The sequence below is a fragment of the Micromonospora arida genome (genome assembly GCF_003857035.1).
GTDB classification, from domain to species: domain Bacteria; phylum Actinomycetota; class Actinomycetes; order Mycobacteriales; family Micromonosporaceae; genus Micromonospora; species Micromonospora arida.
On the sequence record NZ_QGSY01000313.1, the window covers coordinates 14,672 to 29,718 of the forward strand.

General features: G+C 71.6%; 12 protein-coding genes. 8 read left to right on the forward strand and 4 right to left on the reverse strand.

Annotation, left to right across the window (positions count from 1 at the left end):
• Positions 1–67 precede the first annotated feature (67 nt).
• A complete protein-coding gene (locus tag DLJ58_RS31215) occupies positions 68–1,030 on the forward strand; it encodes a DUF4349 domain-containing protein (protein ID WP_124862020.1) in 963 nt (320 codons plus the stop codon).
• Here DLJ58_RS31215 and DLJ58_RS31220 read toward each other — a convergent pair.
• Entirely contained in the window at positions 987–2,246 is a 1,260-nt protein-coding gene (locus DLJ58_RS31220) for an amidohydrolase (protein WP_124862023.1), read from the reverse strand. The two genes, DLJ58_RS31215 and DLJ58_RS31220, sit on opposite strands and share 44 nt — an antisense overlap.
• 457 nt (positions 2,247–2,703) lie before the next feature.
• A complete protein-coding gene (locus tag DLJ58_RS31225; protein ID WP_124862026.1) occupies positions 2,704–4,287 on the reverse strand; it encodes an acyl-CoA mutase large subunit family protein in 1,584 nt (527 codons plus the stop codon).
• Positions 4,288–4,493: 206 nt separating this feature from the next.
• Here DLJ58_RS31225 and DLJ58_RS31230 point away from each other — a divergent pair, with 206 nt between their 5' ends.
• Together DLJ58_RS31230 and DLJ58_RS31235 are read left to right on the forward strand one after the other, a co-directional pair.
• The gene (locus DLJ58_RS31230) at positions 4,494–6,557 is read left to right on the forward strand and encodes a serine/threonine-protein kinase (RefSeq protein WP_124862029.1); all 2,064 of its coding nucleotides are present in this window, start codon (positions 4,494–4,496) and stop codon (positions 6,555–6,557) included.
• 48 nt (positions 6,558–6,605) lie between these two features.
• The gene (locus DLJ58_RS31235; RefSeq protein WP_124862032.1) at positions 6,606–8,273 is read left to right on the forward strand and encodes a phospho-sugar mutase; all 1,668 of its coding nucleotides are present in this window, start codon (positions 6,606–6,608) and stop codon (positions 8,271–8,273) included.
• Between the two features lie 130 nt (positions 8,274–8,403).
• Here the strand turns inward: DLJ58_RS31235 and DLJ58_RS31240 are convergent, their stop codons facing one another.
• Positions 8,404–9,081: a GOLPH3/VPS74 family protein gene (locus DLJ58_RS31240; RefSeq protein ID WP_124862035.1), complete on the reverse strand. Its 678-nt coding sequence runs from the start codon at positions 9,079–9,081 to the stop codon at positions 8,404–8,406.
• Positions 9,082–9,153: 72 nt separating this feature from the next.
• Entirely contained in the window at positions 9,154–9,786 is a 633-nt protein-coding gene (upp, locus tag DLJ58_RS31245) for a uracil phosphoribosyltransferase (RefSeq protein WP_124862038.1), read from the reverse strand.
• Between the two features lie 133 nt (positions 9,787–9,919).
• On the opposite strand from upp, the gene deoC reads away from it, so the two are divergent.
• From deoC to DLJ58_RS31275, 5 genes are all read left to right on the forward strand, one after another.
• Positions 9,920–10,879: a deoxyribose-phosphate aldolase gene (gene deoC, locus DLJ58_RS31250; RefSeq protein WP_124862041.1), complete on the forward strand. Its 960-nt coding sequence runs from the start codon at positions 9,920–9,922 to the stop codon at positions 10,877–10,879.
• Positions 10,880–10,885: 6 nt separating this feature from the next.
• On the forward strand, positions 10,886–12,316 hold the full coding sequence (locus tag DLJ58_RS31255) for an aldehyde dehydrogenase family protein (protein WP_124862044.1): 1,431 nt from the start codon (positions 10,886–10,888) through the stop codon (positions 12,314–12,316).
• On the forward strand, positions 12,309–13,133 hold the full coding sequence (locus DLJ58_RS31260) for an aldehyde dehydrogenase family protein (protein WP_124862047.1): 825 nt from the start codon (positions 12,309–12,311) through the stop codon (positions 13,131–13,133). The genes DLJ58_RS31255 and DLJ58_RS31260 overlap by 8 nt, the downstream gene beginning before the upstream one ends.
• Positions 13,134–13,487: 354 nt before the next feature.
• Positions 13,488–13,961: a BlaI/MecI/CopY family transcriptional regulator gene (locus DLJ58_RS31270; protein ID WP_124862055.1), complete on the forward strand. Its 474-nt coding sequence runs from the start codon at positions 13,488–13,490 to the stop codon at positions 13,959–13,961.
• A gap of 10 nt (positions 13,962–13,971) precedes the next feature.
• Positions 13,972–14,877: a M56 family metallopeptidase gene (locus DLJ58_RS31275; RefSeq protein WP_124862058.1), complete on the forward strand. Its 906-nt coding sequence runs from the start codon at positions 13,972–13,974 to the stop codon at positions 14,875–14,877.
• Positions 14,878–15,047 lie beyond the last annotated feature (170 nt).

A 15,047-nucleotide genomic window follows, 5' to 3' on the forward strand; every position in this document is an offset into this window, starting at 1 on the left:
ACGTCCTCAGCGCAGTCTGCCGGAACCAGCCGGTGTGCGCGTCGCGTCCGAGCTATCGCCACACCGGTTGACGACGATGGGAGCGGGGATGGACGGACAGGTGGGAAGACGCCGCAATGCGCTGCTGGCGGCGACGACACTGGCGGCGGCCCTGGCGCTGACGGGGTGCGGTGCCGGCGACAGCGGGGCGCGGGACAACGCGGGCACGGCGGCCGAGGCGCCAGCCGCCAACGGCGGCGAGGTGGCCCGGGACGCCGCCGCAGGCGCGCCGGAGGGGGCCGGTGCCGGCGCACCGGACCTACGGGTCGACCAGCGGGCGATCATCTACACCGGAAAGATGCGGGTGCAGGTGAACGATGTGGACTCTGCCGCCCGCGAGGCCACCGCCGTGGCCACCCAGGCCGGCGGCTTCGTCGGCGGCGACCAGCGGCACAGCGCCGACGCCGACGCGGTGGCGGAGTTGGAGTTGCGGGTGCCGGCGGCGAAGTTCACCGGCGTGGTGGAGGAGATCGCGAAGCTCGGTCGGCAGCAGAGCCGGGAGATCAACACTCAGGACGTCACCGAGGAGACGGTCGACCTGGAGGCCCGGATCACCAGTCAGCGGGCCCGGGTGGAGAGCGCCCGCCGGTTGCTGTCCCGAGCCACCTCGATCACCGACCTGGTGTCGCTGGAGAACGAGTTGGGTCGACGGGAGGCCGACCTGGCCTCGCTGGAGGCCAAGAAGCGACGCCTGGCCGACCTGACGGCCCTCTCCACGATCACCGTGTCGCTGGCCGGGCCGGCGGCGAAGGAGACCGAGGAGAAGGCCGAGACCGGCTTCCTGGTCGGGCTCAGGGGCGGCTGGAAGGCGTTTGTCGTCTCGATGACCGTCCTGCTCACGGTGCTCGGGGCACTGCTGCCCTGGCTGGTGGCGCTGGGCGTACCGCTGGTGGCGCTGCTGGTGGTGCTGCGCCGACGGCGCAAGCCCTCGGCTCCGGTCGCGCCGGTCAGCGCGCCGCCGCCAGTGCCCGCAACGCGGTCTGCACCATGACGCGGACGCCGACCGCGATGGACCGCTCGTCCACGTCGAAGCTCGCCCGGTGCAGGTCGACGTTGGGGCCGGAGCGACCCACGCCGAGCCGGGCGAGGGCGCCGGGGACGTACTCCAGGTACCAGGAGAAGTCCTCGCCGCCCATGCTCTGCGGTGTCTCGGCGATCCCGTCCGGGCCGAGGGCGGCGGCGGTGGCGGCGGTCAGCACCTGGATGGCGCGGGCGTCGTTGCACACCGGCGGTCTGCCGCGCAGGTATTCCAGGTCGACGGTGGCACCGGTCGGCGCGATCACGTCCCGCACCACCTGAGCGACGATCTTGGGAGCCTGCTCCCAGGTGTCGCGGTCCATCACCCGGAGGGTGCCGGACGCGCTCGCCTCGGACGGGATGACGTTGTAGCGGGTGCCGGCCGAGGCGTGGCCGAAGACCAGCAGCAGGCCGCTGTTGGCCGGCACCCGGCGACTGACCAGGGCCGGCACCTCGGTGATCAGCCGACCGAGCGCGTCGACCATGTCGACGGTCAGGTGTGGGCGGGCGGTGTGCCCGCCCGGGCCGGAGAGTCGGACGGTGACATTGTCGGCGGCAGCGGTGATCGGGCCGACCCGCAGGCCGACCTGGCCCACCGGCAGGTTCGGGTCGCAGTGCAGCGCGAAGATCTGCACCACGTCGTCCAGGCCGCCGGCCTCGATGACCTCCAGCGAACCGCAGGGCAGGATCTCCTCGGCCGGCTGGAAGATGAGCCGGACTCGACCGTCCAGCTCACCGAGGTCGGCGAGCTGGGCCAGCAGCATGCCGACGCCGAGCAGGACCGTGGTGTGCACGTCGTGCCCGCAGGCGTGGCAGACGCCCTCCACGGTCGACCGGTACGGGACGTCCTTGGGATCGTCCAGCGGTAGGGCGTCGATGTCGGCGCGCAGCGCCACGACCGGGCCGTCCGGTCTGCCGTTGACGTCGCAGATCACGCCGTTGCCCTTGGGCAGCAGGCGCGGGTTCAGCCCGGCCAGCGACAGCTCCCGGGCGATCAGCGCGGCCGTCTCGAACTCGTTGCCGGAAAGCTCCGGGTGCGAGTGGAGGTGACGGCGCGTAGCGATCAGCCCCGGTACCCGGAGCGCGAGAAGGTGGTCCAGCTCGCGGGGCAGGGGCTGGGATCCCGGTGGCGTCTCCGGCCAGGACGACGCCAGCTGGCCGCCTGTGGGCAGCGTCAACGCACTCGTCACGTCGAATTCTCGATCACTAGGAATGGATGGATCATCGGGGACAGCAGACAGCCTAGACCTCCGACGGTGACGCTGCGCAACCTCGTTACGGTAATGATCGGACCGCACAGAGTCACGTATGCCCTGCTGGGGGCGCTCGTCAAGGCGCGGGACAGCAGGTAGATCACGGTCAAACGCCGTCATCAGCCCCTCACCTCCTACAACGCGTAACCGAGCGCGGCAGTCACGAATCCCGGCGCCGGTCGGAGACCCGTTGCCAAATTGTCGCATTAGTCGGGGTGATGAACTGACACTCCGACAATTAGCCGACCACACACCGCAACGAGCCGGATAAGGACGCTCACACGCACCCACCCACCGTGGGCGCACAGGGTGTGCGTCCCGCCTCAACCGACCGGATACCCGCTGAGAGCGCCGGACACACCGCGCCCCGAGGCCGCAGCCGCCGCCGGTGCGCTCAGAATCGGTCGGTGGGGCGGTACAGCCCCCACACCTCGCGCAACGTCCCGCAGACCTCACCCACTGTCGCCCGGGCCCGCAGCGCCTCCTTCATCGGGTACAACACGTTCTCCGTGCCCTCGGCGGCGGCCCGGAGATCGGCAAGCGCTCGCGTGACCGCGTCGGCGTCCCGCTCGGAGCGCAGCCGGGCCAGCCGGTCGGCCTGGGCCGCCTCGATCGTCGGGTCGACCCGCAGCGGCTCGTACGGCTCCTCCTCGTCCACGGTGAACCGGTTGAGCCCGACCACCACCCGTTCCCCCGAGTCGATCTCCTGGGCGATCCGGTACGCGGACTGCTCGATCTCCCGCTTCTGGAACCCGGCCTCGATCGCGTCCACCGCCGAGCCGTGGTCGGTCACCCGCTCCATCAACTCGACGGCGGCGGCCTCGATCTCGGCGGTCATCGCCTCCACCACGTACGACCCGGCGAACGGGTCGACGGTGGCGGTCAGGTCCGTCTCGTAGGCCAGCACCTGCTGGGTACGCAGCGCGAGCCGGGCTGCCTTCTCGGTGGGCAGCGCGATCGCCTCGTCGAAGCTGTTGGTGTGCAGCGACTGGGTGCCACCGAGCACGGCACCCAGACCCTGCACCGCCACCCGAACCAGGTTCACCTCCGGCTGCTGGGCGGTGAGCTGCACGCCAGCGGTCTGGGTGTGGAACCGCAGCATCATCGACTTCGGATCCTTGGCGCCGAAGTCGTCGCGCATCAGCCGGGCCCAGATCCGCCGGGCGGCGCGGAACTTCGCCACCTCCTCCAGCAGCGTGGTGCGGGCCACGAAGAAGAACGACAGCCGGGGCGCGAAGTCGTCGACGGCGAGCCCGGCGGCCAGCGCGGCCCGTACGTACTCCACCCCGTTGGCCAGGGTGAACGCGATCTCCTGCGCGGGCGTCGCGCCGGCCTCAGCCATGTGGTAACCGGAAATGGAGATGGTGTTCCACTTCGGCACCTCGCTGCGGCAGTACGCGAACGTGTCGGCCACCAGGCGCAGCGACGGCTTCGGCGGGAAGATGTACGTCCCCCGGGCGATGTACTCCTTGAGGATGTCGTTCTGGATGGTGCCGTTGAGCGCCGCGCCCGGCACCCCGTTCTCCTCGGCGACGAGTTGGTAGAGCAGCAGCAGCACCGAGCCGGGCGCGTTGATGGTCATCGAGGTGGACACCTTGTCCAGGGGGATGTCGGCGAAGAGCAGCCGCATGTCCTCGATGGAGTCGATCGCGACACCCACCTTGCCGACCTCGCCGTGCGCGATCGGCTCGTCCGAGTCGTAGCCCATCTGGGTCGGCAGGTCGAACGCGACCGACAGGCCCATCGTGCCGGCCCGCAACAGCTGGTGGTATCGCGCGTTGGACTCGGTGGCGGTGCCGAAGCCGGCGTACTGGCGCATGGTCCACGGGCGGGAGGTGTACATGGTGGGGTAGACACCCCGGGTGTACGGGAACTCGCCCGGGCTGCCGAGCCGGGAGTCCAGGTCCTCCGGAAGGTCGGCCTCCGTGTAGACGCCGTTGATCGGGAAACCGGACTCACTTGACCGCCGTTGGTTCATCCCCGGATGGTAGGACGCCTGGCCACGTCCTCGGGTGAGGGATACCGCACAGTGCGTCCCGACCCGTCGACACCAGGTGAACGACAGGGCACGTTCTGTCGACTTCGATAAACGTCCGTCGCGTCGGCTTTCGCATCGGGCGTCGGAACCAGCAAGATAGGGGGGTTGTGTCCCAGCCCCCCTCGATTTCCCCCGGTGGCTTTTCTGTGACTCAGATCCCGACGTGGAGCGGCGGACCAGTTAGTCCCGCCAACGGACGAGCGGCGCCCGGCACCACCATTGGTGGCCGGTACTCGCTGCGATCCTCGGTGGGCAACGGCGGCATGGGCACGGTGTGGCGCGCCACAGACACCCTGCTGCGCCGTGACGTGGCGGTGAAGGAGGTCGTCCTGCCCCCGGGGCTGGCCCCCAGCGACCGCGACGCGATGTACGAACGCACCCTGCGCGAGGCCCGCGCCGCCGCCGCCATCCAGCACCCCGCTGTGGTGCAGGTGTACGACGTGGTCACCGAGGCCGGTCGGCCGTGGATCGTGATGGAGCTGCTGGACGCCCGCAGCCTCGCCGACATGGTGATCGAGGACGGGCCGGTCGCGCCCCGCGCCGTCGCCAAGATCGGCATCGCGCTGCTCGGCGCGTTGGAGGTCGCGCACGCGATCGGCGTGCTGCACCGCGACGTCAAACCCGCAAACGTGCTGATCTGCACCGACGGGCGCTGCGTGCTGACCGACTTCGGGGTCGCCCGGATGCCCACCGACGTGCAGCTCACCACCCCCGGCATGGTGCTCGGCTCGCCGCACTTCATCTCGCCCGAGCGGGCCATGGGCCAGGAGTTCGGCCCGCCCAGTGACCTCTTCTCGCTGGGTGTGACGCTCTACACCGCGGTCGAGGGGCGGCCCCCGTTCGACAAGGGCGACCCGATCGAGACCATGCACGCCGTGGTGGAGGACCCACCCGCCCCACCGCAGCGCAGCGGCCCGCTGACCCGGGTGCTGATGGGTCTGCTCGAGAAGGACCCGGCGCGCCGACTCGACGTGCACACCTCCCGGGCCATGCTGCGCGAGCTGCTCGCCGGCCCGCTGGGCAGCACGGCGACGGCTGTGCACTCGGTCACCGACCCGTACGCCGTGGTGCCGGTGCAGCAGCGCCCCATCCCCGTCCTCCCGCCTGCCCAGCCGGAGTCGAAGCCGGACAGCCAGATCGGTGGCAAGGCGATGCTGGCCCCGGGCGAGTCCCTGACCGACCGGCTGGCCTCGCCGCGCCGGGGCGAGCGCCCGCAGGCGACTTCCGCGACCGGCGCCACCGGTGGGCTCGACGAGACCAGCGCCGACGCATTGGCCGGCCCGCTGCACACGCCGACCGGCGCGATGCCGACCACGGGCCGACCGGCGGCCGGGCGCACCTACGGCGGCAACGCGGACGCCACCCAGCGGGTGGACGCCGGCGGGCACCCCGACGCCACCCAGCGGGTCAGCTACGGCAGCCCGGCCGATGCCACCCAGCAGGTCGGGTACGGCGGCGCACCGGAGGCCACCCAGCGCGTCGGCGGCACCTACGGCGGCAACCAGTGGTCGGTGCCGGGCACCGGCCAGCCCTGGGCCGCCACGCCCGCCGCTTCGGGCGGCAGCGCGCTGGACAAGGTCCGGGCCACCGGTGGTCAGCTCGTCACCACGGTCAAGGGCTGGCCGCGCAAGGTGCAGCTCGCCGCGGCCGGCGGGTTGGTCGTCGTGCTGCTGCTCACGGCGGTGGCGCTCTCCGGCGGCGACGACGCCACCCCGCCGAACACCCCGGCCGCGCAGCCCACCACGTCCGCCCCGGCGGCTCCCACTGTCGAGATGCAGGAGCACACGGCCCGCGGAATCCAGGTCATGGTGCCGAAGGGCTGGAAGAAGGCCACCGGTGGCTCGTACACCGACTACATCGACCCGGCGGACAGCGGCCGCAAGGTCCGCATCATCACCGAGAAGTGGAGCAGCAGCTCCGTCCGGTGGGCCGAGACGGCCGAGAACGGCCTCAAGACCCGGAGCACCTCCTGCGTCAAGCCGTACAACCAGATCTCCTCCACCGAGACGGAGCTGGCCAGCAAGCCGGCAGCCGAATTCGAGTACACCTGCGGCGAGGGTGACGCGATGCGGCACGGCGTCTGGCGGGGCGTGGCCCAGGACGGCAAGGCGTACTCGTTCTACCTCACCGCCACGGACGCCAAGTTCGCCGAGAGCAAGCCGATCTTCGACGAGATGACGCGGACGTTCCAGCTCACCGGGAACGGCTGAGCCGGAGGGAACCCACAGGGGTGATCCGCCGCCGTGCTATCAAGGGGCATGGCGGCGGACACCACTGACATTGACGACATTCGCGAGCAAGCCCGGCGTTGGCTGGCCGACGACCCCGACCCGGCCAGCCGGGACGAGCTGACGGCGGTGCTCGACGGGCTTCCGGCGAGCGCCCCGGAGCTGGCCGACCGGTTCGCCGGCCCGTTGACCTTCGGCACGGCGGGCCTACGCGGCCCGCTGCGCGCCGGCCCGAACGGCATGAACCTCGCCGTGGTCACCCAGGCCGCTGCCGGCCTGGTCACCTGGCTCGCGGCCCAGGGTGGCACCGGCCCGCTGGTGATCGGGTACGACGCTCGGCACGGCTCCCGGGAGTTCGCCGAGCGCACCGCCCAGGTGGCCACCGGCGCTGGCCGCCCGGCGCTGCTGCTGCCCCGCCCGCTACCCACCCCGGTGCTGGCGTACGCCGTGCGGCACCTCGGCGGTGTCGCCGGGGTGATGGTCACGGCCAGCCACAACCCGCCGCAGGACAACGGCTACAAGGTCTACCTGGGCGCGGAGCTGGGCGGCGAGTTGGGCGCCGGCGCGCAGATCGTGCCACCCGCCGACGCCGGCATCGAGGCGGCCATCCGATCGGTCGGGCCGCTGGCCCAGGTGCCGTTGGGTGAGCCCGGTCAGGTGCTCGGCGACGACCTGGTCGCTTCGTACGTCGAACGGGCCACCGCGGTGATCGACCCGGACGGGCCACGGGACCTGACGGTGGCGTACACGCCGCTGCACGGGGTGGGCGCTGCGGTGCTCACCGCCGCCTTCGCCCGCGCTGGCTTCCCGACCCCCGGGGTGGTGCCCGACCAGGCCGAACCGGACCCGGCGTTTCCCACCGTGTCGTTCCCCAACCCGGAGGAGCCGGGTGCGGTGGACCGGCTGATCGCCCTGGCCGACTCCACCGGCGCGGACCTCGCCATCGCCAACGACCCGGACGCCGACCGTTGCGCGGTGGTCGTCCGGGACGACCGCGACGGCTGGCGGATGCTGCGCGGCGACGAGGTGGGTGTCCTGCTCGCCGACCACCTGATGCGCCGGGGGGTGACCGGGCTCTACGCCACCACCATCGTGTCGTCGTCACTGCTGCGGGCGATGTGCGCGGCTCGGGGCCTGCCCTACGACGAGACGCTGACGGGCTTCAAGTGGATCGTGCGGGCCGGGGGTGGAAGCGCCCCGCTGGTCTTCGGCTACGAGGAGGCGCTCGGCTACTGCGTGGCCCCGGAACACGTCCGGGACAAGGACGGCATCACCGCCGCGCTGACCGTGGCCGAGTTGGCCGCCGGCCTGAAGTCGCAGGGTCGTACGCTGACCGACCGGCTGGACGAGCTGGCTGCCGAGTTCGGCGTGCACCATACCGACCAGCTCTCCGTCCGGGTGGACGACCTGCGGGTCATCGCCGACGCGATGGCCCGGATCCGGGCGGACACCCCGACCACTCTGCTCGGGCAGTCGGTGGACAGCGCCCGGGACCTGCTGCCCGAGTCGGACGTGGTGATCCTGCGGACCGCGACGGCCCGGGTGGTGATCCGCCCGTCCGGCACCGAGCCGAAGCTCAAGGCGTACCTCGAGGTGGTGGAACCGGTCGTGGACGGTGACGTGCCGACGGCCCGCAGCAGGGCGGCGTCGGCCGTCGCCGCGCTCCGGGCCGAGGTCAGCGCTGCCCTGGGCATCTGAGCCCCGCAGCACCCACCCACAACAAGTCCGCCCTTTGCTCTGCACCCGCGGAAGCGCCATTCGACTGTCGTCCGGTGGCGCCTGGGCGGGTGCAGAGCAAAGGGCACGTCGAGCGGGGTCGAGCCGACGGTCAGCGGCGCGGGCCGAGGGCCTGGTCGACGGCCCTGGCCAGGGCGGCGACGACCAGGCCGACCGACGGGCGGACCACCGAATTGTCGGTGCTCACCTCGCCGGAGAACCCGGCGCCGGTGGCGATCTCCGTCAGCCGGCGGCGGGCGTCGGCGGCGTCCTCTCCGCTCACCCCGAGCGCGGACTCCATCCGGAGCACCACGACCAGGGTGGCCAGCGCGGCGGTCCGCTCGTCCGGGGCTGCCGCGCCGGTCAGCGCCTCGGCCAGCCGCTGGCGGGTCTCCGCCTCGACGGAGGTGTCCACGACCGGGTAACGATGCACGTGGATGAAGCCCAGCTCGGTCTCGTCGACGTCCCGGACGACGCCCTGCCGGCACAGGTCGGCGAGGATCCGGTCGCGCAGGCCGTGCCGCAGACGCTGCACCCAGGACGCCGGGGTGTGCGGGGTGTCGGCGGCGATCCGGCTGAGGACGTCGTCGCTGAACGGCTCGCCGGTCGGCGTCGGGTCGATCACCGTCAGGGACCCGTCGGCGTACGCGATCCGGCCGGCCAGGGCCAGCTCGACCAGCACCGCGGCGGCCATGCCCAGGTCCAGGCTGATCCGTGGCATGGTCGCCTTGCCGGTCGTGTCGTCGTAGGCGAGGAGCAGCAACTCCTCGGCGAGCGCAACACCAGTCATGGCCGGAGACGGTAGCGGGTCCACGCACCCCGCGCACGGACCCGCCGGACCCGGCACCGACCGGGTTTCGCCTCAGAAGCGGGGCATGCCACCGAACTGGCGGTCGCCGGCGTCGCCGAGGCCGGGGACGATGAACATGCGGTCGTTGAGCCCCTCGTCGATCGAGGCCGTGACCAGGCGCAACGGCAGGCCGGAGCGCTCCAGCCGCTCGATGCCGACCGGGGCGGCGAGCACACAGAGCACTGTGATGTCGGTACAGCCCCGATCGGCCAGCAGCCGACAGGAGTGCTCCAGCGAACCACCGGTGGCCAGCATCGGGTCGAGCACCAGCACCGGCAGCCCGGCCAGGTCGCGTGGCAGCGACTCCATGTACGCGCGAGGCTCGTAGGTCACCTCGTCGCGGGCCAGGCCCACGAAACCCATCGACGACTCGGGCAGCAGGCCCAACGCGGCGTCCGCCATGCCCAGCCCGGCGCGCAGCACCGGGACCAGCAGCGGCGGGTTGGCCAGCCGGGTGCCCTCGGTGCCGGTGACCGGCGTCTGCACCGGGTACCGCTCGACGGGGAAGGTGCGCGCCGCCTCGTACACCAGCATGGTGGTCAGTTCGTGCAGCGCCGCCCGGAACGTCGAGGAATCGGTGCGCGCGTCCCGCATGGCAGTCAACCTGGACTGGGCCAGCGGGTGGTCAATGACGTGTACGTCCACGATCGCTCAACCTACCGGTCCGTACCGCGCGGCGGTGCGGGTGCGGTCGGACCAGGGACGCCGCTCACGTCGGCACGTCATCGAGCGGTCATGAGCAAGATCACTCGGCGGTCTCGTGCGTAGACTTCTCGGCATGACGGCGACAACGACGTCGGCCCGGTCGGAGCTCTCCGAGCTGGGACGATCCGAGACCGCTCTGCGGACCTTCCTGCACGGCCTGCCCGGCGTGGACCAGGTCGGCGCGGAGCAGCGGGCGGCACAGCTCAGCACCCGCTCCATCAAAACCACCGCCAAGGCCCAGGCGATCGACCTGGCGATCCGGATGGTCGACCTGACCACCCTGGAGGGGGCGGACACCCCGGGCAAGGTGCGCGCGCTCGCCGCGAAGGCCCTGCGTCCAGACCCGGCTGACCCGTCCTGCCCGCACGTCGGAGCGGTCTGCGTCTACCCGGCGATGGTCCCGCACGTGGCCGAGGTGTTGCGCGGCTCCGCCGTGCACCTGGCCAGCGTGGCGACCGCGTTCCCGTCGGGTCAGGCACCGTTGGAGATCAAGCTGGCCGACACCCGGGCCGCCGTCGCGGCCGGCGCCGACGAGATCGACATGGTGATCAACCGGGGTGCGTTCCTGGCCGGGCGGTACAAGGAGGTCTACGACGAGATCGTGGCCACCAAGGAAGCCTCCGGGGACGCCCACCTCAAGGTGATCCTTGAGACCGGCGAGCTGGCCACCTACGACAACGTCCGGCGGGCTTCCTGGCTGGCCATGCTGGCCGGCGGCGACTTCATCAAGACCTCCACCGGCAAGGTCCCGATCGCGGCGACGATGCCGGTGAGCCTGGTGATGCTGGAAGCGGTCCGTGACTTCCGCGAGGCGACCGGGCGGCAGGTGGGCGTGAAGCCCGCCGGTGGCATCAAGACCACCAAGGACGCGATCAAGTACCTGGTGATGGTCAACGAGACCGTCGGCCCGGACTGGCTCGACCCGGACTGGTTCCGCTTCGGCGCGTCCAGCCTGCTCAACGACCTGCTGATGCAGCGCACCAAGCTGACGACCGGCACCTACTCCGGTCCCGACTACTTCACCCTGGACTGATAGCCGATGTTCGAATACGCCCCCGCCCCCGAGTCCCGCTCGGTGGTGGACCTCAAACCCTCGTACGGGCTGTTCATCGACGGCACGTTCGTCGACCCCACCGACGGTGGCAGCTTCAAGTCGATCAACCCCGCCTCCGAGGAGGTGCTGGCCGAGGTCGCCGAGGCCGGCGCCCAGGACGTGGAACGCGCCGTGCGCGCCGCCCGCAAGGCGTACGACAAGGTCTGGGGCCCGATGCCGGGCCGGGACCGGGCGAAGTACCTGTACCGGATCGCCCGGCTCATCCAGGAGCGCTCCCGCGAGCTGGCCGTCCTGGAATCGCTGGACAACGGCAAGCCGATCCGCGAGTCCCGGGACGTCGACCTGCCACTGGTCGCCGCGCACTTCTTCTACTACGCGGGCTGGGCCGACAAGCTGGAGCACGCCGGCTTCGGCGCGAATCCGCGGCCCATCGGCGTGGCGGCGCAGGTCATCCCGTGGAACTTCCCGCTGCTCATGCTGGCCTGGAAGATCGCCCCGGCGCTGGCCGCGGGCAACACTGTGGTGCTGAAGCCGGCCGAGACCACCCCGCTGACCGCGTTGCTCTTCGCCGAGATCTGCCAGCAGGCCGACCTGCCGGCCGGTGTGGTCAACATCCTCACCGGCGCCGGCGACACCGGCCGCACGCTGGTCGAACACGCCGGCGTGGACAAGGTCGCCTTCACCGGCTCCACCGACGTGGGCCGGGCCATCGCCCGGTCGGTCGCCGGCACCAGCAAGAAGCTCACCCTGGAACTGGGCGGCAAGGCCGCCAACATCGTCTTCGACGACGCACCCATCGACCAGGCCGTCGAGGGCATCGTCAACGGCATCTTCTTCAACCAGGGGCACGTCTGCTGCGCAGGCTCCCGACTGCTGGTGCAGGAGAACGTGGCCGACCGGGTGCTGGAGTCGCTGAAGCGACGGATGGCTCAGCTCCGGGTCGGGGACCCGCTGGACAAGAACACCGACGTCGGCGCAATCAACTCGGCAGCCCAACTGGAGCGGATCCGCGAGCTGTCCGACGCCGGCTCGGCCGAGGGTGCCGAGCGCTGGTCACCGCCGTGCGACCTGCCCGACCGGGGCTTCTGGTTCGCGCCGACCATCTTCACCGGCGTCACCCAGGCACACCGGATCGCCCGCGAGGAGATCTTCGGCCCGGTGCTGTCGGTGCTCACCTTCCGCACCCCGGCCGAGGCCGTGGAGAAGGCCAACAACACGCCGTACGGGCTGTCGGCCGGGATCTGGACCGACAAGGGTTCCCGGATCCTGTGGATGGCCGACCGGCTGCGCGCCGGCGTCGTCTGGGCCAACACCTTCAACAAGTTCGACCCCACCTCGCCGTTCGGTGGTTACAAGGAGTCGGGCTACGGTCGCGAGGGCGGCCGGCACGGGCTGGAGGGGTACCTCAATGTCTGAGCGGGTCGCGGTACGCAAGACGTACAAGCTCTTCATCGGCGGGAAGTTCCCGCGCAGCGAGTCGGGACGGTCGTATCTCGTGCAGTCCTCGAATGTGTCACTGGCCTCCCGCAAGGACGCCCGGGACGCGGTGGTCGCCGCCCGCGCCGCCGTCAAGGGCTGGGCCGGCGCGACCGCGTACAACCGGGGTCAGATCCTCTACCGGGCCGCCGAGATGCTGGAGGGCCGCCGCGAGCAGTTCGTCGCCCTGGGCATCCCCGGCGACGAGGTGGACGCCGCGGTCGACCGCTGGGTCTGGTACGCCGGCTGGGCCGACAAGCTCGCCCAGGTGTACGGCGGCGCCAACCCGGTCGCCGGCCCGTACTTCAACATCTCCGCGCCCGAGCCGACCGGCGTGGTCGCGGCGGTCGCCCCGGAGCGCCCGGCGCTGCTCGGCCTGGTCAGCGTGATCGCCCCGGCGATCGTCACCGGCAACACAGTGGTGGTGGCGGCGTCGGCGACCGAGCCGCTGGCGGCGGTGACGCTGGCCGAGGTGCTGGCCACCTCCGACCTGCCCGGCGGTGTGGTCAACATCCTCACCGGCGCGATCACCGAGACCGCGCCGACGCTGGCCGCGCACATGGACGTCAACGCGATCGACCTGACCGGGGTCACCGACGCCGCCCTCGCCACCGACCTCGAGGTCAAGGCGGCGGAGAACCTCAAGCGGGTGCTCCGACCGGCCCCGGCCGACCACGACTGGTCGGTCGACCCGGGCCTGGATCGGATGACGGCACTGTTGGAGACGAAGACGGTGTGGCACCCCAAGGGGGTGTGATTCGTTCCCGGCCTTTGGTTTTCCGGGGGAGCCCGCCCACTCCGGGCGGTCAGGCTTGATCCCTGCGTGGGCGGACTCCCCCGGAAAATCTGACCTGGGCCGGGTTCGTCGGGAAGGTCAGCTCACGGGCTCTGCCTTGGGTTGAGTTGCCTGCTCCTGCTCCTGCTCCTGCTCCTGCTCCTGCTCCTGCTCCTGCTCCTGCTCCTGCTCCTGCTCCAAGATCGCGCAGTTTCGTTGATGTAGTGGCCTCCTGGCGGATGGAGGCCACTACATCGTTGTTTGTGTGGGGATCTTGGCCGGGGCAGTGCCTGGTCGGGTGGGCCGGGGGTCTACTACCGGGGGTAGGATTGATTTGTGACTCGGTTGGGCGATCTTGAGCGTGCGGTGATGGACGTGCTGTGGGACGTGGTTCCCGGCACGTCGGACGGGGTGACCGTGCGCGAGGTGGCCGACGCGCTCGATGGCCGTGAGCTGGCGTACACCACTGTGATGACCGTGCTGGACCGGCTCGCCGGCAAGGGCATGGTGCAACGGGAGCGGGAGGGCCGGGCCTGGCGGTACCGTCCGGCGGCCAGCCGTGAGGCGCACATCGCTCAACTCATGCTCGACGCCCTCGACCTGGGTGGCAGCCGGGACGCCGCGCTGGTGCGCTTCGCCCGCTCGGTGACCGGCACCGAGGCCGAGGTGCTGCGAGCGGCCCTCGGCAGCGAGGCCGGCCTGACCGGGCCGGGCTCCACCCGCGGCGACGCGGGCGGGGCCGACGCCCTGACCGACCGGGTGGACGGGCCAGCGGGCCGACGACCCGCCGGCGAGGCAGCGGAGCGGTAGGGCGCGCACCATGGCCTACGCCGTGCACTTCGCCGCCACCATGCTGGCCTGCTATCTGACCGCCCAGGTGTTGGCCCGTTCCACCTGGACGTGGCGCAGCCCTCGGGTGGCGATCGTCTGCTGGCAGGCCGTCGGGCTGGCGTTGGGCCTATCGGCGATGGGCCTGCCGATGGCGCTCGGGTTGAGCGCGTACGGCCGTCCGACCGGTAGCGCGCTGCTCGCCCTGGCCAACGACCTCGTCCACGGCGCCCTGCCGATCGGGGTGGGCACGTTCCACCTGGCCGGTGTCGGCGTGGGCTTCGGCATCGGGGCGGTGCTGGTCACGACGACCGTGCGCAGCATCCACGGCACCGTACGCGCCCAGCGTCGCCACCGGGACCTGCTCTCCCTGGTCGCCCGGAACGACCCGGCCGCGCCGGGCGCGCTGGTGCTGGATCATCCGAGCGCCGCCGCGTACTGCCTGCCGGGCGTCAAGCCGCAGGTGGTGGTCAGCGCCGGCACCCTCAGCCTGTTGGACCGGGCCGAGCTGGCCGCGGTTCTCAGCCACGAGCGTGCGCACGCCCACGAGCGGCACGACCTGGTGCTGCTGCCGTTCACCGCGCTGTGCCGGGCGCTGCCGTGGTTCGGCTGGGTGCGCGACGCGCACGAGCGGGTCGCCCTGCTGGTCGAGATGCGCGCCGACGACAAGGCCCGCGAGTTGCACGCCGACGCACCGCTGGCGGGTGCGCTACGCCGGTTCGCGGCTGCCGGGCACCGGATCACCCCGGCCGGCGCGCTCGGCATGGGCGACCGGGATCTCGACGTACGGGTGCAGCGCCTGCTGGTCAGCGACCGGCCGCCCCGGGTTCTCGGTGCCACCGCCCTCGCGGTCGCCACCACCCTGGTCGCCCTCCCGGTCACCCTCTTCCTGAGCTGACGCCCACCACTTCCTGAGCTGACGCACGCACACTGGGCACCTCGCGCGGCGAGACGCTGCCCCACACCGCCGGGCCGACCACCATATCCAGGAGCCTGAGCACTCGATTGCTGCGCGGATAACACGACGCCAGGTCCGTCACTCCCGGAGCCCGCCCGCGCCCCCCGCAC

What these genes read in the sequence shown, in the direction of transcription:
- DLJ58_RS31235 (WP_124862032.1), top strand. Translation starts at nt 6,606, where the DNA reads ATGGCGGCGGACACCACTGACATTGACGACATTCGCGAGCAAGCCCGG.
- deoC (WP_124862041.1), top strand. Translation starts at nt 9,920, where the DNA reads ATGACGGCGACAACGACGTCGGCCCGGTCGGAGCTCTCCGAGCTGGGA.
- DLJ58_RS31275 (WP_124862058.1), top strand. Translation starts at nt 13,972, where the DNA reads ATGGCCTACGCCGTGCACTTCGCCGCCACCATGCTGGCCTGCTATCTG.
- DLJ58_RS31240 (WP_124862035.1), bottom strand. Translation starts at nt 9,081, where the DNA reads ATGACTGGTGTTGCGCTCGCCGAGGAGTTGCTGCTCCTCGCCTACGAC.
- DLJ58_RS31255 (WP_124862044.1), top strand. Translation starts at nt 10,886, where the DNA reads ATGTTCGAATACGCCCCCGCCCCCGAGTCCCGCTCGGTGGTGGACCTC.
- DLJ58_RS31260 (WP_124862047.1), top strand. Translation starts at nt 12,309, where the DNA reads ATGTCTGAGCGGGTCGCGGTACGCAAGACGTACAAGCTCTTCATCGGC.
- DLJ58_RS31225 (WP_124862026.1), bottom strand. Translation starts at nt 4,287, where the DNA reads ATGAACCAACGGCGGTCAAGTGAGTCCGGTTTCCCGATCAACGGCGTC.